This window comes from Desulfobulbus sp. (genome assembly GCF_031547805.1).
Taxonomy (GTDB): domain Bacteria; phylum Desulfobacterota; class Desulfobulbia; order Desulfobulbales; family Desulfobulbaceae; genus Desulfobulbus.
Genome location: NZ_JAVBRQ010000007.1, coordinates 20,244 through 39,997 on the forward strand (window position 1 = coordinate 20,244; position 19,754 = coordinate 39,997).

Below are 19,754 nucleotides of genomic sequence, written 5' to 3' on the forward strand. Positions count from 1 at the left end.
GAAGCGACGGATAGATTGCTCACGACAATTCGGGGATTTGCCGAGCCCCTGTTGACCGACATGGCGATGGAGCTGGTGGAGATCCAGTTCCGCCGGGAAGGGCACGGCTGGGTGCTCCGGTTGTTCATCGACAAGGAAGGTGGCGTCGCCATCGACGACTGCGTCGCGGTGAGCAGGGAAATCAGCGCCTATCTCGAGGTGGAAGATCTGATCGACCACGCCTATCATCTCGAGGTTTCCTCGCCCGGTTTGGAGCGGCCGCTCAAGAAGCGGGACGATTTCATCCGCTTCGCCGGCAAGCTGGTCCGGATCAAGCTGCGGGAACCTGCGGCCGGGCAGCGGGTGCTCATCGGCACCCTGCAGGGCATGGAAGGAGACTCGGTGGTGTTGGCGCTGGACGGAGAAACCGTCCGGGTCGACATGGAAAATATATCAAAGGCACGCCTGACGCTGTAAGTTCGCAGGAACATGCAAACGATTGCCTGAGTTGGAGTACAACATGGTTGGAACAGAAAATCTCAAACGAATTGTCGATCAAATTTGTCGGGACAAGGGCATTGACCGCGCCTTGCTGATCGATGCCATCGAAGAGGCCGTCCGCTCGGCTGTCCGCAAAAAGTTCGGCAATCGCAGGGAGATCGAAGTTCAATTCAGCGAAGACCTGGGCGAAGTCGAGGTCTTCCAGTATCGCACGGTGGTGGACGAGGTCTACGACGAGGAGACCGAGATCTCGCTGGAAGAGGCCAGGCGGCTCGACCCCGAGGCCGAGCTCGACGACGATCTCGGCGAGAAGCTGGACAATATCGCCGACCTGGGCCGCATTGCCGCCCAGTCCGCCAAGCAGGTCATCATCCATCGGATGCGCGACGCCGAGCGCGATGTCATTTTCGATATGTACCGCGACCGCGAGGGGAGCATCGTCAACGGGATCGTCCAGCGGTTCGAGCGCGGCGACATGATCATCAACCTCGGTCGCACCGACGCCATTTTGCCCCGCGAGGGGCAGATTCCGAAACGATCGTACAAGCAAGGAGATCGCATTCGGGCCTATTTGCAGGAAGTGCGCCGCGAAGTCCGGGAAAGCGGCAAATTCCGCGATGCCCAGCTGATCCTGAGTCGGACCTGCAACGAATTCTTGATCAAGCTGTTCGAGATGGAGGTCCCGGAAATCGCCGAGGGCATCGTCAAGATCATGGGAGCCAGCCGCGAACCGGGATTCCGGGCCAAGATCGCGGTCTCCTCCATCGAATCGGATGTGGATCCGGTGGGTGCCTGCGTCGGCCTCAAGGGCTCGCGGGTTCAAAATGTGGTGCAGGAGCTGCAGGGCGAGCGGATCGACATCGTGCCCTGGAGTCCGGATCCGGCCAAATATGTGTACAACGCCCTGGCGCCGGCGGAAGTGTCGATGGTCGTCATCGAAGACGAGAGAAAAACCATGCTGGTGGTGGTGCCCGACGACCAACTCTCCTTGGCAATCGGCCGCCAGGGGCAGAACGTTCGCCTGGCATCCCGGCTGCTGAATTGGAAAATCGACGTCAAGAGCGAGACCCGCTACACCAACCTGGAGAATGCGAGCTATCGCAGCCTGCTCGAGGTCGAAGGCGTGGACGAGGGCTTGGCCGACCGGCTGTTCGCGGCCGGCATAGCCTCGGCCGGTCTGCTGGCCGGGATGGAAACCGAAAAGTTGATGGCCCTGGCGCGCCTGGATGAGGAAAAGGCCAAGGCGCTGCAGGAAAAGGCCGCTCTGGTGCAACCGCCGGAAGCTCCCGAGGCGCCGGCCGCCGCTGCCGGGGAAGATGCGGGAGCCGATTCGGCCGAGGCGTCGGAGGACGGGCCGGCCTGATGCGGCGAGGGCATGTCCCGCTGCGGACCTGCCGGGGCTGCGGCCGCAAGGGGCCACAGGCGGAAATGCTGCGGTTCGTCCTGGCCGCAGGCGAGCTGGTCGCGGATCAGCTCGGCGCCCTGGCTGGTCGAGGAATATATTGCTGCAACCACACTACCTGCCGTGAACGGTTGGCAAAAAGCAAAAAAATCCGAAAACGGATTGATCGTGCCGGGCGGGGTACAGAGGAAGGGAGCGTTTGATGAGCAAGGTTCGTATATACGATCTCGCCAAGGAGTTCGGACTCAAGAGCAAGGAACTGGCCGACAAGCTGGTCGCGATGGGCTATGCCATTGCCAGCCCCAGTTCGAGCGTTGACGATGATGTGGCCGCGGATATTCGCAGAAAACTGACCGGCGATGCCTCGCCCGACTCCGGGGCGAGACGGATCGAGCTGAAAAACAAGCCCGAGCCCGCCGCCAAGGTCAAGACCGTGGTCCGGCGCCGCTCCAAGGCGGATAAGGAAGAAGCGGCCAAAAAACAGGAAGAGGCCGAAACGCTCGCTCTGGAAGCGGAAATCCAGGCCCTGGCGGCACGGTTGCAGGACAAGGCACCAGCCGCCGAGGCGCCGCCGGCCGAGGCCGATGAACTCCCCGCTCCGCCCCAGGCAGCGGAGTTGGCGACGGAAGAGGCATTGGCCGAGCAACGGCCTCCAGTTGCCGAACCTGCGTCCGCCGAGGCGGTGGCCGAAGAGGCCCCGGCCGAACCCGAAACCGGAGAAGCGGCCGGGGAGTTGCGCGAAGCGCCCGGGGTTCCGCCGGCAACCGCACCGCCGCCGCCGACCGGAGACGTGGCAGAGGAAGAGGCGCGAAAGCCGAAGCAGCTAGCCAAGGTGGTGGGACGGGTGGTCATCCCGGTGCCGGAGAAGCGGGTGAAGCCGGTTCAGAAAAAGCCGGCGCGGCCGGCGGCGCGGCCGCTCCCCGGAGAAAGCTCGGCGGAGGTGCCGGCGGCCAAGGACGACGCCGCCCGGGGCGACAAGGCCAAGAAAAAGAGCAAGCGGGTGGTTGCCGTTCAGACGGAAGAGGAAGATCTCGGCAGAAAGGGCGCCAAGGGACAGAAGAAGGGCAAAGGCCGGATCGAGTTCAACCCGGACGGCGATCTCGAATTCATGCGGCCCCGCAAAGGCAAAAAAAGAAAAGAGATCGGCAAGAAGGAACTGCTGATGTCGCAGGTCGCCGAAACCAAGGCGATCAAGCGGCGGATCAAGGTGGTTTCCACCATCAGTGTCGGCGACCTGGCCAAGCGGATGGGGATCAAGGCCAGCGAGGTGATTGCCGCCCTGATGCGCCTGGGGGTGCTGGCCACCCTCAACCAGGCCCTGGATGTCGACACTGCCGCCCTGGTGTCGGCCGACTTCGGTTACGAGGTCGAGCAGGCCATGACCGAAGAACTGGAACTGGAGGCATTGCAGGAGCAGGAAAGCGAGTTGGGCGGCGTGGGCCTACCCCGGCCACCGGTGGTCACGGTCATGGGCCATGTCGATCACGGCAAGACCTCGATTCTCGACGCCATTCGCAAGACCGACGTGGCGGCAGGCGAGGCGGGCGGCATCACCCAGCATATCGGCGCCTACCACGTGCAGGCCCCCTCGGGTGACCTGACCTTTGTCGATACGCCCGGCCATGCCGCCTTTACCGAAATGCGCTCGCGGGGGGCCAAGGTTACCGACATCGTCGTTCTGGTCGTGGCCGCCGACGACGGGGTCATGGATCAGACCAAGGAAGCCATCGCCCATGCCAAGGCGGCCGAGGTGCCCCTGGTGGTGGCGGTCAACAAGATCGACAAGGACAATGCCGATCCCGACCGGGTCCGCCGGGAATTGAGCGATTTCGGCCTCATCCCCGAGAGTTGGGGCGGCACCACCATTTACTGCGAGACCTCGGCCAAGAAGGGAATCGGGATTGAGGAACTGCTGGAGTCGATCCAACTCCAGGCGGAAATCCTCGAGTTACGGGCCGATCCCGGCCGCCGGGCCAAGGGAACGGTCATCGAGGCGCAGCTGCACAAGGGCCGCGGCCCGGTGGCGACAGTGCTGGTGCAGGAAGGCACCCTGCGTCCGGGCGACAATTTCGTGGCTGGCATCTACAGCGGCAAGGTGCGGCTGCTGACCAACGAGCGCGGTGAACAGGTCCAGGAGGCCGGCCCATCCATCCCGGTCGAGGTGCAGGGCATTTCCGGCGTGCCCCAGGCCGGCGACGAGTTCGTGGTGCTCACCGACGAGAAGATGGCGAAATCGGTGGCCTCGGCCCGGCAGCTCAAGGCGCGTGAGACCGAGTTGGCCTCGGCGTCCAAGGTTTCGCTCGACAATCTCTTCGAGAAGATGGCCGAGCAGGAGATCAAGGAGTTGCGGGTCATCCTCCGTGCCGACGTGCAGGGAACCCTCCAGGCCTTCGGCCAGGCGGCGGAAAGCCTATCGACCAAGGCGATTCGGGTCCGCTCCCTGCACGAGGGAACCGGCTCGATCACGGAAAACGACATTCATCTGGCCGCCGCCTCGGACGCGATCATCATCGGGTTCAATGTCCGCCCCACGGTCAAGGTGAAGGAGTTGGCCGAGCGGGAAGGGGTCGACGTTCGCTCCTACGACGTCATCTACCATGCCCTGGAAGACATCGAAAAAGCGATGAAAGGCATGTTGGAGCCGACCTACGAGGAACGGGTGATCGGCACCGCCGACGTGCGCGAGACCTTCCAGGTGCCCAAGGTGGGGACCATCGCCGGCTGTTCGGTCATTGCCGGCAAGATCGAGCGCAATGCCCGGGTGCGGGTGCTCCGCGAAGGGGTGGTGGTCTATACCGGCAGAATTTCCTCGTTGCGGCGGTTCAAGGACGATGTCAAGGAAGTGCTCACCGGTTTCGAGTGCGGCATAGGGGTCGAGAACTTCAACGATATCAAGGTTGGCGACAACCTGGAAGCCTTTGTCCTCGACGAGGTGGAAGCAACCCTGTAGACGATCGATACTGGTTATGGATTTCGATTTCAAGCTCCCCGGTCTGGGCCGTCCGGAAAGCTCGCGGCCCAAGCGGGTGGCCGAGGCGGTCAAGAACGAGCTGACCATCCTCCTGCTGCAGCAGGTCGCGGACCCGCGTCTGGCGGCAGTCCGCATCTCCAAAGTGGTGGTGACGCCCGATCTCAAACAGGCCAAGATTTACTTCACCGTCCCGGCCAATCAGGAGAGCGGCCCGGCGCTGCAGGGCATGAGGAGCGCCAAAGGTTTTTTTCGCAGCCATCTGGCCAAGACCGTCAACCTGCGCTACACGCCCGATTTGCTTTTTTACTATGACAGCCTCAATGAAGAGGCGGCACGGATCGACAACCTGTTCCGCCAAATCGAGGAGGAGAGAAAGCATGAGCAGTCCTGAACTAGCGGTAGCCGAAGCCATCCGCGCCAAAGGGCACATCCTGTTGGCCACCCATTTCAATCCCGATGGCGACGCGCTGGGTTCCCTGCTCGGCCTGGCGGACATCCTCGAAGGCATGGGCAAAAAGGTGTTCCGCTACCTGGAGGAACCGGTCCCTTCGATCTACCGCTTCCTGCCTGGATGCGGCCAGACCCAGACCGAGATGGACAAGGTGCGGGAATTCGTCGCCCGGGCTGGGGACGATTTTCTCGCCCTCTGCCTGGACTGCGGCGATACCCACCGGTTGGGCAGGCACGGCGCCGAGTTGATCGGGTTTCGGCCTCTAATGGTGATCGATCACCATCGCGGTAACGACGGGTTCGGCGACTGCGACTGGATCGAACCGCACCGTTCGTCCACCGCCGAGATGGTGTACGATCTGGTCATGGCCCTGGGCGTGGATATTTCCGCCAGGGCGGCGGAATGCCTGTTTGCGGCGATCAACACCGACACGGGCTCGTTCCGGTACGAATCCACCAGCAGCCACACCTTTGCCGTGGCCGGCGATCTGGTTCGCCGGGGCGCGAATCCGTCCCAGGTGGGCAACGACCTCTACGAAAACTACACCCTGGGGCGGCTGCGGCTGATGCAGGAGGTGCTGGCCACCTTGGAAATGCACGAGCGGGATCGGATCGCCATCATCCGGGTGAGCCAGAAGATGCTGGAGCGTACCTTCACCACCATGGAGGATACCGAATACTTCATCAACCTGCCCCGGGCCGTCAGTTCGGTGCGGGTGGCGGTATTTCTCAAGGAGGTCGCGCCGCTCCATATTTCCGTCAGTCTCAGGGCCAAGGGCAAATGCGACGTTTCCCTGATCGCCGCCCGGTTCGGCGGCGGCGGCCACCGCAATGCCAGCGGGTTCAGGATCAAGGGGCAGAGCATGGAAGAGGCGCGCGATACCCTGTTACGCGCGCTGCGGCCAGAGGTACAGGGATAACGCACCGATGACCGTGGCGGTTGCGATGGCCGAAGAGGACAAGCCGGACTGGAACGAAGGTGTTTTTCTGGTCGACAAGCCGGTGGGCCTGACCTCCTTTGCCATTGTCCGCCGAATCCGGCGCCTGCTCGGCATCAAGAAGGTGGGGCATGCCGGTACGCTCGATCCCTTTGCCTCCGGCCTGTTAATCGTGTGCGTCGGTCGCCCGGCCACCCGACAGATCGAACGATTCATGGCCGGCCGCAAGACCTACCAGGCCCGCCTCCAGCTGGGGGTGGAAACCTCCACCCTGGATCCCGAAGGAAGCGTCGTCGCTACCAGGGCGGTGCCGGAGCTGGACGAGGCAACCCTGACCGCCTGCCTCCGGCGCCACGTCGGGCCGCAGCTGCAGGCGCCGCCACCCTTTTCCGCGGCCAAGCACAAGGGCAAGCCGCTGTATGTCTATGCCCGGCAGGGGGTGCGGATCGAAAAGCCGGCCAAGCCGATCGAGATATTCCGCCTCGAATTGCTGGGCTACGATGCCGATGCCGGTCAATTGAGCGTCGAGGTCGAATGCAGCCGGGGCACCTATATCCGGGTGGTGGCGGCCGATATCGGCCAGGCGCTCGGCTGCGGCGCCCATCTGGTCGCCTTGCGGCGGACCCGCTCGGGCCAGTTTGCCGTTGAGGATGGCCTCTCGGGCGAGGAATTGTTCGTCGACAACGGCCCGCAGTTGTTGCGCTCCAAACGCCGCAGTCTCGATCAGGTATTGCAACCTGCCGGCTGACCGTGCTTTTGTTCTTGCCACGGTTGAGCGGCGTGGAGTATAGAAGCTCATGCCGTCCCTCCGGGTCGTCCCTCTGACCCGGGAACAGGGACAATCTATCCAGACTCCAGAGAGGCTGAGGGAAGAGGCTTGTCTGGCAGCAGAAGGAAAGTGGAGGTGCCCCATGGCACAAACAACGGAAAAGAAAAAGGAACTGATCGAAAAATTCAAGACCCACGAGACCGATACCGGCTCCTGCGAGGTGCAGATTGCCCTCCTGACCGATCGTATTCTCTATCTCACCGAGCATTTCAAGACCCACGCCAAGGACCATCATTCCCGCCGCGGTTTGCTGCGGCTGGTCGGCCAGAGGCGCAATTTGCTCAAATATCTGCAAAAGAAGGATATCGGCAAGTACCGGACGCTCATCCAGCAGCTCGGTATCCGCAAGTAGACCGTTACCGGACGGCGGGCCACGGTGGCCCGCCGTCCTTTTTTCAGCCATGTGACCGCGCCACGGCAGCGGAACGCCATAAAGACACAAAGGACACAGAGAGAACGGAGCGAAAGGGTGCGGGTGTCGCTGCATCCTTTGTGCCTTTGTGGCGGCATTGAGCCGGGCCGGTTGCATTGTTTTCACCTATATTCCGGGAATACCGGACAGGAGAATCTATGATCCATACTGTAGCAACCGAAATCGGCGGGCGGACCATCGCCCTGGAAACCGGCAAGATGGCCAAACAAACCAGCGGCTCCGTGGTGGTCTCCAGCGACGACACCAAGGTGCTGGTGACGGTCGTGGCCGAAACCGAGCCGAAAAAAATGGGATTCCTGCCCCTGACCATCGAGTACCAGGAGCGGATGTACGCGGCCGGCCGCATTCCCGGCAGCTATTTCCGACGGGAGATCGGCCGTCCCAGCGAGAAGGAGGTGCTGACCTGCCGGTTGATCGACCGACCGCTGCGGCCGCTTTTCCCCGACGGATACGACTGCGAGACCCAGCTGATCGCCACCGTCTTCTCGGCGGACCAGGATTTCGATCCCGACATCCTGGCCATGAACGGCGCCTCGGCCGCCCTGCTCATCTCCGATATTCCCTTTGACGGGCCGGTGGGCGCCGCCCGGGTCGGCTATGTCGACGGCAAGTACGTGCTCAATCCCTCCAGGAAACAATTGGAAAACTCCCAAATCAATTTGGTGGTCGCCGGCACCCGGTCCGCAGTGGTCATGGTCGAGGGCCGGGCCGAGGAGTTGCCGGAGGAAGTGGTCCTGGAGGCGATCTTTTTCGCCCATGCCGGCATCCAGCCGCTGATCGACGCGCAATTGCAGTTGCAGCAGCAGGCGGGTAAAAGCAAGCGCAGCGTGGCGGCACCGGAGGTCGATGCCGTACTGCAGGAGAAGGTTGAGGCCCTGGCAGCGGCCGGCATGGAGGAAGTGGTCACCACGGCCGAAAAAATCGCCCGTTCCGAGCGCTACCGCCGCCTGAAGGAAGAAATCCTGGCCCAGCTCGATCCCGAACAGTACGAATCGTCCTCGCAGGTGAGCGACTTGTTGAGTGATTACAAGAAGCGGGTGATGCGTGACCGGATCATTGGTAAGGGGCAGCGGCTCGACGGCCGTTCCTTTGAGGACGTGCGGCCGATCAGCTGCGAGGTCGGCATTCTGCCGCGCGCCCACGGGTCGGCCCTGTTCACCCGAGGCGAGACGCAGGCCCTGGTGATCTGCACCCTGGGGAGCGAGCGCGACGAGCAACATCTGGAAGGGCTGGGCGGCGATGTGTACCGTCGGTTCATGCTCCATTACAATTTTCCGCCTTTCTGCGTCGGCGAGGTCCGGCCGCTGCGCGGTCCGAGCCGCCGCGATATCGGTCATGGCACCTTGGCCCGCCGCGGCATCGAGGCGGTCCTGCCCGCCAGCGACACCTTCCCCTACACCCTGCGGGTGGTTTCCGAGGTACTGGAGTCGAACGGCTCCTCCTCCATGGCCACCGTGTGCGGCGGCAGCCTGGCCCTGATGGACGCCGGCGTGCCGGTGCAGGCCCCGGTTTCGGGCGTGGCCATGGGTCTGATCAAGGAAGGCGACCGCGTGGTGGTGCTCACCGATATCCTCGGCGACGAAGACCACCTCGGCGACATGGATTTCAAGGTGGTCGGGACCCGGGAAGGCATCACCGGCCTGCAGATGGATATCAAGATCGAGGGCGTTGACCGGGAGATCATGGCCCAAGCCCTGGCTCAGGCCAAAAAGGGGCGCGTCCACATTCTGGAGAAGATGAAAGAGGCGCTCGGCTCGCCCCGTTCGGCGGTTTCCGAGCATGCGCCCAAATATGTGACCATCAAGATCCATCCGGACAAGATCCGCGACATCATCGGCCCCGGTGGTAAAATCATCCGCGAGATGACCATGGAGTTCGACTCCAAGATCGATGTCGAGGATGACGGCACCATCAAGATTTTCAGCAACAGCAGCGAAATGGCCAACGATCTGGTCAAGCGGATCCAGCAGATCACCGCCGTGCCCGAGGTCGGCCGGATCTACGAGGGCGAGGTGCGCACGATCAAGGAGTTCGGCGCCTTTGTCCAGATCCTGCCCGGAACCGACGGTATGGTGCATATCTCCGAGTTGGCCAACGAGCGGGTGAAGAACGTCACCGACGTGGTCAAGGAAGGGGATGTGATCAAGGTCAAGGTCATCGACATCGACAATCGGGGACGCATCCGGTTGAGTCGCAAGGCAGCCCTGGCCGACGGCGAGGCATAATTGGCCTGCGGTGCAGCGATGCCCGAAAAGCCGGTTGCCGCGAATGCGGCCGCCGGCTTTTTTTTATCGTATTGATTTGAAAAGAAAGGATAAAAGGCAGGATGGAGACGATTGCCGTCGAGTTGACCTGGCTGGATGCCGAGCAGGCCGGCCTGCCGCTACCGGCCTATGCCACCGCGCTGGCGGCGGGCATGGATGTGGCTGCGGCCCTGGCGGAAGCCGTCGAGCTGAAGCCGGGGGAGATCGGTCTTATTCCTTGCGGATTTGCGGTGGCTATCCCGAAAGGGTACGAGATCCAGGTCCGGCCCCGGTCCGGGCTGGCGGTCAAGCACGGGATCACCGTGGTCAACGCGCCGGGCACCATCGACGCCGATTACCGGGGCGAGGTCAAGGTCGCGTTGATCAACCTTGGCCGGGAGCCGTTCACCATCAGGCGAGGCGACCGCATCGCCCAGCTGATCCTGGCGCCGGTGGTGCGTGCCGAGCTGCGCCTGGTGGCGGAACTGATGCCTACCGAACGCGGCAGCGGCGGATTCGGGCACACCGGCCTGGCCGGCACGGACGACGGCCGGTGAGGTTTTCGGTCCTCGGCAGCGGCAGCAAGGGCAACTGTACCCTGGTCGAGGCCGGCCCGACCCGGGTGCTGATCGACAACGGTTTTTCGGGCAAGGAGCTCCTGGCCCGCCTGCGGTCGCTGGACATCGAGCCCGAAAGCCTGACCGCGCTCATCCTGACCCACGAGCACGACGACCATGTCAAGGGTGCGGGCGTGCTGGCGCGCCGGTTCAAGCTGCCGGTTTATGCCAACGAGGCGACTTGGCGGGCGGCCGAGGCCAGAATGGGCAAGCTGCCGATATACAGGGAGTTCGAGGTGGGCGAGGCCTTTGTCATCGACGCGCTGCGGATTCACCCCTTTGCCGTTTCCCACGATGCCGCCGACCCGGTGGGTTTCGTGCTCGGTGACGGCGCCGACAGCCTGGGATACTGCACCGATACCGGCATCGTCACCCGGCTGATTCGCCAGCGCCTGCACGCCTGCTGGGCCGTGATCCTGGAGGCCAACCACGATGTCCGGATGGTGAAGGAGGGGCCGTATCCCCTGCCACTGCAGCAGCGGGTGCTTTCCAGCCGGGGCCACCTGGCCAATCCCGATTCGCTCGATCTGGCGGCCGAGTTGGCCGGCGAGCACTTGCGGCTACTGGTGCTGGCCCATTTGAGCGAGATCAACAATCATCCCGACCTGGTCCTGGCGGAAGCGCGTCGGCGGCTGCCGGGCGAGGACCAGGTGAGGCTGCTGCTCGCCAGCCAGGGGCAGGCATGCCCCCTGCTGGAAGTGAGCCCGTGAGGCTGCCGGCGCTGCCCCGCCGCCTGTTCATGAGGTGGGGTCTGTGGAATAATAGCCCCAACGAGGACACCTTTTCGCGGGATGAATGGCATCGATGCCCTGGAACAAGCACAGCATAGCCTACCGCCTGACCTTTGTGGTGATCCTGTTTAGCAGCCTGATCGCTTGTTTTGCCACCGCCCTGCAGTTGTATCTCGATTACCGCCGCGACATCGAAGGCATCGATGCCTTCTTCGACATCATCCCGGAGACCAGCACCCGGCCGCTGGAGGAAAGCGTCTGGATTCTCGATGAGTTGCAGGTCAATTTGCAGCTCGAGGGATTGATCAAGCGCGAAGATATCGTATACGCGGCGGTGCGGATGGATGGCCAGGTCGCCTGGGCCAGCGGGACGCCCACCCCCGCCGACAGCGTCACCCGCGTCTACCCCCTGCGCCATCTGGTCCGGGAACGGGTCGAGGAAATCGGGCAGCTGGAAGTAACCGCCTCGTATGCGGGGATACATCAACGTCTGGCCCAGCGGTTTGCCGTGCTGCTGACCAGCAACGCGGTCAAAACCTTCCTCGTTTCCGGTTTCATCTTCTTCTGCTTCCAGAAATACCTGACCCGGCATCTGACCAACCTGGCGCGCTGTGCCGAGAATATCGATCTCAAGGATCGGCGGTTTGCGCCGATGCGGCTGGACCGGTCCGCTTCCAGTCCTCCCGACGAACTCGACCGGCTGGTATCGTCGCTCAATTTCCTCTGCATGAGCGGGCACAAGGCCCTGGCCGATCTGGAGACCCAGGGGGAACGGCTGCGCCTGTTTTTGGATGCCACCGAGGAAGTGGTGTTGGGTGTGGACACCAAAGGCCGGTGCACCTTCATCAACCGGGCGGGGCGGGAACAGTTTGCCGCGGTTGGGATCAACGGGATCATCGGCCGGGACATCCTGGCCCTGTGCGCCGCGGGTGGCATCGAGGCCGCCTATGCGCAGGGTCTGGGCGGACTGGTTCGCGCCACCGTCGCGGAAGGCAAGGCCATGCATGCCGATGAAATGCCCCTTGATCTGCCGGATGGTTCGTCGCTGTTGGTCAGCCTGCGCGCCTATCCGGTTTTTGAAGACGAACAGTGCACCGGCGCTGTTGTTTTTTTCGCCGACATCAGTCGCCAACAGCAGCTGGAGCAGGAAAAACTGCTGTTTACCAAGGTAATCCGCCAGGCCCCGGCCTTGATTCTGGTCACCGATTCGGAAGGCGTGATCGAATATGTCAATGCCAGCTTCGAACAGGTAATGGAGTGCGAGGGGGCCGAGTTGCGAGGCAAGAGAGCCTTTGACTGTCTGCCCGGTCTCGATCTCGCCGAGCAGGCCACGCAGGTGCTGGCGTGCATTGCGAGGGACGAACCTTGGGCCGGACGCTTTACCCGGCTGACTCCGCAGGGCCGGACCATCACCTTGACCGCATCCGTGTTTCCCATCTTGGACGGCGCCGGCCGCCGGACCCATGTCGTGGCCATGGGACGCGACCGCACCCGTGAACAACAGCTGGTCGAGCAACTGCACCATGCCCAGAAGATGGAGGCGGTGGGCAAACTGGCCGCTTCCATTGCGCACGAATTCGGCAACCCCTTGCTGGGGATCAGCTTTGCCCTCCGCGATGTCCAGCAGCGTGTGCGCCAGGATGACGAGGCCGCCGCGCTGCTGCAACTGGCACGTGAGGAATGCGACCGGATGCGCAAGCTGATTCGGGATTTGCGGCAGTTCAACCGTCCGTCCACCGGTAGGAAAACGGTCTTCGACCTCAACCGGCTGTTGGAGGATATCCTGACCCTGCATCGCAATTTTCTGGATGAGCGGCAGATCGTTCTGGCGCGTTCCTATGCCGGCCAGGCCTTGCATGTCCATGCGGTCGAAGACCAGATCCGCCAGGTTTTCATCAACCTGATCATCAACGCCGCCGATGCCATGGTGGAGCACGGCGGCACCTTGAACCTGGCCACGGCCGGAGAAGGCGATCGGGTGGTGGCCTGCGTCGAGGATAGCGGGCCGGGGATAGCCCCCGAGCACCTAGGCAGGATTTTTGAGCCGTTTTATACCACCAAGGCGGCAGTCGAAGGCTCGGGACTCGGCCTGTCGGTCTCGTACGGGATCGTCCGGGCCCACGGCGGCCGCATCAAGGTCCGCTCCGAACCGGGCCGGACGGTCTTCCAGGTCAGTCTGCCGGCGGCGGAAGCAGGGTCGGCCTAGCCGCGGGGATGGAAGCGCCGATGGACCGATTTCAGACGGTCGGTATCCACATGGGTATAGATCTGGGTGGTGGCGATGTCGGTGTGGCCGAGCATCATCTGGACCGAGCGCAGGTCGGCGCCGCCGGCCAGCAGATGGGTGGCAAAGGAGTGGCGGAGCATGTGCGGGCTGATCTCCTTGGCGATCCCGGCGGCCAGGGCGGTTTCCCGGATGATCTGCCAGAAACGGACGCGGGTCATGGCGCCGCCCCGGTTGGAACAAAACAGCATCGGGCTCGGCCGGCCCTTGAGCAGCAGCGGCCTGCTCCGTTCGAGATACTCACGCACCCGTTCGCCGGCTGCGGCGGAAAAGGGGACGACCCGTTCCTTGTTGCCCTTGCCCACGATGCGGAGGTGGCCGTTGGCCAGGTTGCAGCCGCTTACCGGCAGGCCGACCAGTTCCGAAACCCGCAGCCCCGAGGCGTACAGGAGGTGGAGCATGGCGGAGTTGCGCAGCGCCAGGGGGGTGGGGGAGGCCGGCGGACGAAGCAAGGTGTCGACCTCGGCCACGGTCAGGGCCTTGGGCAGGCTGCGGCCGATTTTGGGTCCGTCGATTTCCTCCAGCGGATTGACCGCCAGCACCCCCTGTTTTTCGAGAAAAAGAAAAAAGGCGCGCAGGGCAGCCAGCCGGCGGGCATTGGACCGGGCGCTGATCCGGCGCCGATGGCAATACTGCAAGAATTGCTGCACTTCCTCCTTGCCGACTTCATCCGGCAACGGCGGCTCCGGGCGGGCGAGAAAACGAAGAAAGGCGCGCAGATCGGCACCGTAGGCGGCGACGGTATTCTTGGCCAGCCGCCGCTGGATGGTCAGGTGGCGGAGAAAATCCGGCAGGTACGTGGCAAGGGCGGCGGGGTGCAGGGACGTGTGGCGGACAAAAGGGGAAAGACAAATGCCCCAACGGCGGACCGCTGGGGCATGCTGTTCACATCCGATTTCTCAATCGGTTGAACTTGCGAAGTTTACGCAGGGCTTCCGCTGCTTTGCGGCGTTTCTTGACACTGGGCTTTTCATAGTATTCACGCCGCTTCAGCTCTCGTTTGATACCGTCGATCTGCAGCTTTTTCTTCAACTGCCTGATCGCGTATTCAAGGTCACCTCTGACATCTACTTCGATCATAGTTGCATCACTTCCTTTGGTGGTCGGCATGCGCCGTTGGTAAGAGTAGGGTTTAAGGCCGCTAAGCTATCTGCTTTCTGGGTTCTTGTCAAATCAAATAATGGAATTGCCGGTTATTTTCCGGCACGGTACCGATGGGTGGCCGGGGTGTGGCGGCGCAGCCGTTGGCGCCGCGGCCGAAGCCGGACCGTTGTCGCGCCGCCCTTTTGATTGTTTTTCTCGAAGGTGATGGTAACATGGCGGCGGCAATGCGAGGACGCAGTATACCAAGCTTATTGAACGGGGAGATTGACCATGGCGAAGATTCGATTGGCATTGATTGCCGGGGGGACATCCGACGAGCGCGAGGTTTCGCTCCGGGGCGCGACCGGGGTGGCGCAGGCGCTCGATCCGGGCAAGTATGAGGTGGTCCGGTACGATCCCGCCACCGATCTGGCGCGGATCGCCTGCGATGCCGAAAAAATCGATGTGGCTTTCCTCTTGTTGCACGGGGTGAACGGCGAGGACGGTACCATCCAAGGGTTCCTCGATCTGCTCGGCATTCCCTATCAGGGATCCGGCGTATTGGGTAGCGCCTTGGCCATGGACAAGAACCTGGCCAAAACCATGTACCGCTTGCACGGGCTGCCGGTGGCCCCCTGGGTCATGGTGGAGCCCCGAGACCTTCAGGATACCGGCCGGATTCTGGCCGAGGTCGGTGTGCCTTGCGTGGTCAAGCCGGTGCGGCAGGGATCGTCCATCGGCATGTCCATCGTGCGCCAGGCCGACAAGCTGCCCGAGGCCCTGCGGCTGGCCCTGCGGCACGACGACAGCGTCATGGTCGAAAAATACATCAAGGGCCGCGAATTGACGGCCGGCGTTCTCGGCAACGCGTCGCCCGAGGCCCTGCCCCTGGTCGAGATCATTCCCGATGCCAAGTTTGAGTTTTTCGATTATGAGGCCAAGTACCAGCCGGGGGCCAGCCGGGAGATCTGTCCGGCCGAGGTGAGCGACGCGGTGCGGTGCAAGGCCCAGGACTATGCCGTGCGGGCCCATCGCTGTCTGCAGTTGCGCGGCTACAGCCGCACGGACATGATCCTGGCGGCCGGCGGGGAGGAGTTGTACCTGCTGGAAACCAACACCATCCCGGGCATGACCCCCACCAGCCTTTTGCCCCAGGCCGCGGCAGCGGCGGGTTACCCGTTCGGCGCCTTGTTGGACCGCCTGATCGAGCTTGCCCTGGAAAAACCGGCCGAGCTACAGGGCGAAGCATAGCGAAAGCCCCTGCGCGCCCGGCCGAGCCCGGCTTGGCGGTCAGAAGCGGGTTTGAAAATAGGGTTCCAGGACCTTGGGCAGCCGCACCGTCCCGTCGGCTTGCTGGTAATTTTCCAGTACGGCCAGCAAGGTCCGGCCCACGGCCAGGCCGGAGCCGTTGAGGGTGTGGACCAGGCGGCTTTTTTTCTCGCCCTTGGGCCGGTAGCGAATGCCTGCCCGACGGGCCTGGAAGTCGAGGAAGTTGGAGCAGGAGGAGATTTCGCGGTAGCAGTTCTGCCCTGGCAGCCATACCTCGATATCGTAGGTTTTGGCCGAGGAAAATCCCAGATCGCCCGCGCACAGGGTAATGACCCGGTAGGGCAGCCCCAGCAGTTGCAGGGCCGTCTCGGCATCGGCCAGCAGGCTTTCCAACTCGTCCCAAGAGGTCTCGGGGGCGGCGAACTTCACCAATTCCACCTTCTCGAATTGATGCTGCCGGATCAGCCCCCGGGTGTCCTTGCCGTACGAACCCGCCTCGGAACGGAAGCAGGGGGTGTAGGCGGTGTATTTCAGCGGCAGTTCGGCCTCGTCGATGGTGCTCTCGGCATGCATGTTGGTGACCGGCACCTCGGCGGTGGGGATCAGCCACAAATCCCATCCCTCAACCTTGAACGAATCTTCCTTGAATTTAGGAAGCTGGCCGGTTCCGGTCATGCTCTTGGCGTTGACCATGAACGGCGGCAGCACCTCGGTGTAGCCGTGTCGCTGGGTGTGCAGATCGAGGAAAAAATGGACCAGAGCGCGCGACAGCCGAGCCCCGAATCCCTTGAGCAGGGCAAAACGGGCGCCGGCGAGCCGAGCGGCCGTCTCGAAATCGAGGATGCCAAGCTGTTCGCCGATCTCCCAGTGGGGCCGGGGGGTGAAGGAAAAGGCCGGGATTTCGCCCCAGCGCTTGATCTCGATATTGTCCTGCTCATTTCGCCCAGCCGGCACGGAATCGTCGCAAAGGTTGGGGATGACCAGGATCACCTCCTGCAACTCGGCCTCGATGGTCGCCAGCACTGCATCCAACTCCTTGATTCGGTCGGAAACACGGCGCATCTCCGCGATCAGCGGCTCGGCCTGCCCTTCGCTGCCCGATTGCTTGAGCGAGGCGATGGTTTTGGAAACCGTGTTGCGGCTGTTTTTCAGGGCCTCGACCTCGGCGATCGTCGAGAGCCTACGCTGATCGGTGGCGGCGAAGCGATCGATCAGTTGCGGATCGACGCCGCGCAGCAGACTTTTTTGGCGGACCAATTCCAGGTTTTCCCGGACAAAGCGCAGTTCAAGCATGGTGGTATGAGCGGTGAAAAGCGGGGTTGAAAAGACGGCCGCCGCCGGCGGCGGCCGTGTGTCGGTATGAACGGCTTTTATCACGGCACCCTGCGAAAGGCAACGGGTATTCAATTGCTATTCTCCTTCCGTTTTGCTACTTTTCGTTGTTGCCATCGCCTGTTCTCAACCTGTTCGTCCAACGCTCGCCATGAACGCTCCCCTGAAATCGCTTGCCATCTTTCTGCTCGAATTGCGCGGATTTCTGAAGATGCTCATGCTGGCCATCGTCGGCACCACCGCGGCCCTTTTTTTCGTCTCCGGCCGGCTGTTGGCGGGGCTGCAAGGGCATCTCGGCGAGAAATTGTATTTTTTTTCCGTGGCCGCCCCCTTCCTCTCCCATGTCAATCTGGCCTTTTTCGGCGCGCTGTACCTGCTGATGCCGCTGTGCATGTTCGTGCTGTGGAAGGCGTTGGGCAAGCCCTTCGGGGTGGTCGGCAAAAAGCTGACCTGGTTTGTGGTGGCGACCTGCGTGCTGTTTTACGGCGGCACGATTTTCTGCGCGTTCATTACCCTGCCCTTCGGCATCGGCTTTTTGCTGGGTTTCCAGTCCGAGGCGTTGCGGGCGGTGATCTCGGTGGACCGCTTCGTCACCTTCGTCACCCTTTTTCTGTTCGGTTTCGGGGTGATTTTCGAGTTGCCGGTCTTCATGGTATTCACCGCCCAGGTCGGCATCATCACCCGCAAAACCTTTGAAAAGAACAGGCGCTACGCGGTGCTGGCGATCGCCATCCTGGCCGCCGTCCTGACTCCGACCCCGGATGTTTTCAACATGGCCTTGATGGGGTTGCCCCTGTATCTGCTTTATGAATCGGGCATTCTCCTGATCCGGTTGATGGGACTCGGCGAACAGCAAGCCGAGCTTGCTCCTCCGGATGCCTGACACGCGGCCGGTCGCGTTGCTAGTAAGCGACGATCCGGATGCCGTGGCGTTGCAGCAGGGCGGCGGTCACCCCGGTCAGGGGAGCGAGGCCGCAGGAAGGACTGCCGGATTTGAGCAGGCAGAGGGTAATGTCCTGCGCCTGGGCGATGGCGAGCACCATGCGGGCGCCGCGGATAAAGGCGGCCGTCACGTCGCCGCCGTTGCGATCGACGACCCGAGCCGTGCCGGCCAGTACTCCGTGGCCGTCACCGTCGGTCAAGGAGGCCGCGGGCCGCGGGGTGGCAAGACCGCCCAGCTGCTCGGGGCAGACCGGAATCCAGTGGCGGTTTGCCAAAAAACGCAGACAGGCGGGATCGGGTTTGCTGCGCCCGTCGTAGCGGGTGCAGAGTCCGACGAGGCAGGCGCTCACCAGACACTTGGGCGAATGTTCCATCCTATCTGTACCAGTAGAGTAGAAGAAATCGAAGAGGCACATGACCATACGCAAACAGCAAGAGGATACTCGTCCGGACCGGAAGACGCTCTGGTTTCTTGGCGCGGCGATCGTGGTTTTATTTCTGCTGTGGGTGATGTTTGCTCCGGGACGCGGACTTTTTCATTACCTGCGGCTGAACAAGGAGATCGCCGCGCTCAGCGAGGAAAACGTCCGCCTGGAAGCAAAAAACACCGAGCTGCTGGAAGACATCAACCGGTTGCGCTCCGATGACAAGTATCTGGAGGAGGTGGCCCGGAAAAAGCACGGACTGCTGCGCAAGAACGAAACGGTGTTCGAGTTCGAACCTCCCAAAAAGAAAAAGGAATAGAGCGGCGGACCGATTCGGGGGCGAATTTTGACGGGCAACGGCGACGGGAACAGGATGGAACGAACGGGTGGGGCGGCGGCCGATGGCGCGGAGCCGGTGCGAGATTCGACGTCTTCGTTTGACCGCATGGACGGCCTTCATCTGGCCGGGGCCTTGCGGACCCTGCTGCAGCACCATTTACAGATGGGTATCGAACGCTATCCGTTGTCGCCCGGCCTGCAACGCTTTCTCCACCCCCAGGAGCGGCCGGCGCCACCGATGGAAGACAAGAGACCGACAGTCGAGCCGGCGGGGCTCGTTCGAGCCGAGGTCGTGCCGCCAGCCAGGCCGGAAAAGGCCGTGACAGGGCTGCAAGCCCTTGGCCGTGAAATCGATGCCTGCCGCCAATGCTGTCTGGCTTCGGCCAGGCAGGGCGTGGTCCACGCCCGCGGCATCGGGGAGGCAATACTGATGGTGGTCGGCGATTATTCCGTCCAGGACGCGGGTTTTTCCGCCGCGACCCTGTTCGGTGCGGCCGAGGACACCATGCTCTGGAACATGATGCGCGCCATTGGCCTGACCCCCGAACAGGTCTACGTGACCAACGCGGTCAAATGCTGCCCGCTTGCGGCGGAGGTCCCGAACGAGGAGAGCATCCGCTGCTGCCATGGCTTTCTGGCGCGTGAAATCGAACTGGTTCAACCCAAGGTGGTGTGCGCCATGGGCGAAATTGCGGTGCGCGTGTTGGCCGGGGCGCAGGGGGCGCTGGTGCGGCTGCGCGGCCGGTTCCACCCCTGTCGGCTTGCGCATGCCCCCGGCGAGCCGCTCCAGGTCATGGCGACCTTCCATCCCCGTTTTCTTCTGGAAAATATCGACTTGAAAAAGGCGGCCTGGCAGGATTTGCAGCTGATCCAGCGGCGGCTCCAAGCGTAAACGACGCGGCCGCCCGGAGCGGCGGCCCCCAACGGCCTTGGTGCGCGGCAATCGCGCATCGGGCCTTCTTGATCGGCCGATTCCGGCGCACCCA

21 protein-coding genes are annotated in these 19,754 nt (G+C 62.8%); 17 read left to right on the forward strand and 4 right to left on the reverse strand.

The genetic code is table 11. From position 1 onward, the window contains the following. Positions 1–15 precede the first annotated feature (15 nt). The 12 genes from rimP to RMR13_RS02500 all read left to right on the forward strand — a co-directional run bounded on the left by rimP (position 16) and on the right by RMR13_RS02500 (position 13,300). Complete coding sequence (gene rimP / locus RMR13_RS02450; protein WP_310599054.1) at positions 16–456, forward strand: ribosome maturation factor RimP; 441 nt, start codon at positions 16–18, stop codon at positions 454–456. Positions 457–499: 43 nt separating this feature from the next. Next, positions 500–1,843, forward strand: a complete 1,344-nt coding sequence (nusA, locus tag RMR13_RS02455; RefSeq protein ID WP_310599055.1) for a transcription termination factor NusA — start codon at positions 500–502, stop codon at positions 1,841–1,843. Beyond that, the gene (locus RMR13_RS15360) at positions 1,843–2,085 is read left to right on the forward strand and encodes a YlxR family protein (protein ID WP_409070246.1); all 243 of its coding nucleotides are present in this window, start codon (positions 1,843–1,845) and stop codon (positions 2,083–2,085) included. Before nusA ends, RMR13_RS15360 begins: the two co-directional genes overlap by 1 nt. Next, positions 2,085–4,832 (forward strand): translation initiation factor IF-2, encoded by a 2,748-nt coding sequence (infB, locus tag RMR13_RS02460; protein WP_310599056.1) that lies wholly within the window; start codon positions 2,085–2,087, stop codon positions 4,830–4,832. The genes RMR13_RS15360 and infB overlap by 1 nt, the downstream gene beginning before the upstream one ends. 16 nt (positions 4,833–4,848) lie before the next feature. After that, entirely contained in the window at positions 4,849–5,244 is a 396-nt protein-coding gene (rbfA, locus tag RMR13_RS02465; RefSeq protein WP_310599057.1) for a 30S ribosome-binding factor RbfA, read from the forward strand. After that, a complete protein-coding gene (locus RMR13_RS02470) occupies positions 5,231–6,223 on the forward strand; it encodes a bifunctional oligoribonuclease/PAP phosphatase NrnA (protein WP_310599058.1) in 993 nt (330 codons plus the stop codon). The genes rbfA and RMR13_RS02470 overlap by 14 nt, the downstream gene beginning before the upstream one ends. A gap of 7 nt (positions 6,224–6,230) precedes the next feature. Further along, the gene (gene truB / locus RMR13_RS02475) at positions 6,231–6,989 is read left to right on the forward strand and encodes a tRNA pseudouridine(55) synthase TruB (protein ID WP_310599059.1); all 759 of its coding nucleotides are present in this window, start codon (positions 6,231–6,233) and stop codon (positions 6,987–6,989) included. A 163-nt stretch (positions 6,990–7,152) separates the two neighbouring features. Continuing rightward, positions 7,153–7,422 (forward strand): 30S ribosomal protein S15, encoded by a 270-nt coding sequence (gene rpsO, locus RMR13_RS02480; RefSeq protein WP_310599060.1) that lies wholly within the window; start codon positions 7,153–7,155, stop codon positions 7,420–7,422. Between the two features lie 218 nt (positions 7,423–7,640). Beyond that, complete coding sequence (gene pnp / locus RMR13_RS02485) at positions 7,641–9,728, forward strand: polyribonucleotide nucleotidyltransferase (protein WP_310599061.1); 2,088 nt, start codon at positions 7,641–7,643, stop codon at positions 9,726–9,728. 101 nt (positions 9,729–9,829) lie between these two features. After that, entirely contained in the window at positions 9,830–10,303 is a 474-nt protein-coding gene (gene dut / locus RMR13_RS02490) for a dUTP diphosphatase (RefSeq protein ID WP_310599062.1), read from the forward strand. Then, a complete protein-coding gene (locus RMR13_RS02495) occupies positions 10,300–11,073 on the forward strand; it encodes an MBL fold metallo-hydrolase (protein WP_310599063.1) in 774 nt (257 codons plus the stop codon). Before dut ends, RMR13_RS02495 begins: the two co-directional genes overlap by 4 nt. Positions 11,074–11,158: 85 nt before the next feature. Further along, entirely contained in the window at positions 11,159–13,300 is a 2,142-nt protein-coding gene (locus RMR13_RS02500) for an ATP-binding protein (RefSeq protein ID WP_310599064.1), read from the forward strand. Here RMR13_RS02500 and xerD read toward each other — a convergent pair. Then, complete coding sequence (gene xerD / locus RMR13_RS02505; protein WP_310599195.1) at positions 13,297–14,133, reverse strand: site-specific tyrosine recombinase XerD; 837 nt, start codon at positions 14,131–14,133, stop codon at positions 13,297–13,299. The genes RMR13_RS02500 and xerD overlap by 4 nt on opposite strands. Here xerD and RMR13_RS02510 point away from each other — a divergent pair. Then, the gene (locus RMR13_RS02510) at positions 14,020–14,289 is read left to right on the forward strand and encodes a hypothetical protein (RefSeq protein ID WP_310599065.1); all 270 of its coding nucleotides are present in this window, start codon (positions 14,020–14,022) and stop codon (positions 14,287–14,289) included. The two genes, xerD and RMR13_RS02510, sit on opposite strands and share 114 nt — an antisense overlap. On the opposite strand, the gene rpsU is transcribed toward RMR13_RS02510, so the two are convergent. Further along, on the reverse strand, positions 14,264–14,455 hold the full coding sequence (rpsU, locus tag RMR13_RS02515) for a 30S ribosomal protein S21 (RefSeq protein WP_408936609.1): 192 nt from the start codon (positions 14,453–14,455) through the stop codon (positions 14,264–14,266). The genes RMR13_RS02510 and rpsU overlap by 26 nt on opposite strands. Before the next feature lie 297 nt (positions 14,456–14,752). Between rpsU and RMR13_RS02520 the strand changes: the two genes are divergently transcribed. Beyond that, on the forward strand, positions 14,753–15,712 hold the full coding sequence (locus RMR13_RS02520) for a D-alanine--D-alanine ligase (protein WP_310599066.1): 960 nt from the start codon (positions 14,753–14,755) through the stop codon (positions 15,710–15,712). A gap of 39 nt (positions 15,713–15,751) precedes the next feature. Here the strand turns inward: RMR13_RS02520 and serS are convergent, their stop codons facing one another. Further along, positions 15,752–17,023: a serine--tRNA ligase gene (gene serS / locus RMR13_RS02525; RefSeq protein WP_409070249.1), complete on the reverse strand. Its 1,272-nt coding sequence runs from the start codon at positions 17,021–17,023 to the stop codon at positions 15,752–15,754. A 190-nt stretch (positions 17,024–17,213) separates the two neighbouring features. On the opposite strand from serS, the gene RMR13_RS02530 reads away from it, so the two are divergent. Continuing rightward, a complete protein-coding gene (locus RMR13_RS02530) occupies positions 17,214–17,945 on the forward strand; it encodes a twin-arginine translocase subunit TatC (protein WP_310599068.1) in 732 nt (243 codons plus the stop codon). A 19-nt stretch (positions 17,946–17,964) separates the two neighbouring features. Here the strand turns inward: RMR13_RS02530 and RMR13_RS02535 are convergent, their stop codons facing one another. Then, entirely contained in the window at positions 17,965–18,378 is a 414-nt protein-coding gene (locus RMR13_RS02535) for a DUF523 domain-containing protein (protein ID WP_310599069.1), read from the reverse strand. Positions 18,379–18,418: 40 nt separating this feature from the next. Between RMR13_RS02535 and RMR13_RS02540 the strand changes: the two genes are divergently transcribed. Beyond that, entirely contained in the window at positions 18,419–18,748 is a 330-nt protein-coding gene (locus RMR13_RS02540; protein WP_310599070.1) for a septum formation initiator family protein, read from the forward strand. A 54-nt stretch (positions 18,749–18,802) separates the two neighbouring features. Next, positions 18,803–19,660 carry a uracil-DNA glycosylase gene (locus tag RMR13_RS02545; protein ID WP_310599071.1) on the forward strand — a complete coding sequence of 286 codons (858 nt, stop codon included), beginning with the start codon at positions 18,803–18,805 and terminating at the stop codon, positions 19,658–19,660. Positions 19,661–19,754 lie beyond the last annotated feature (94 nt).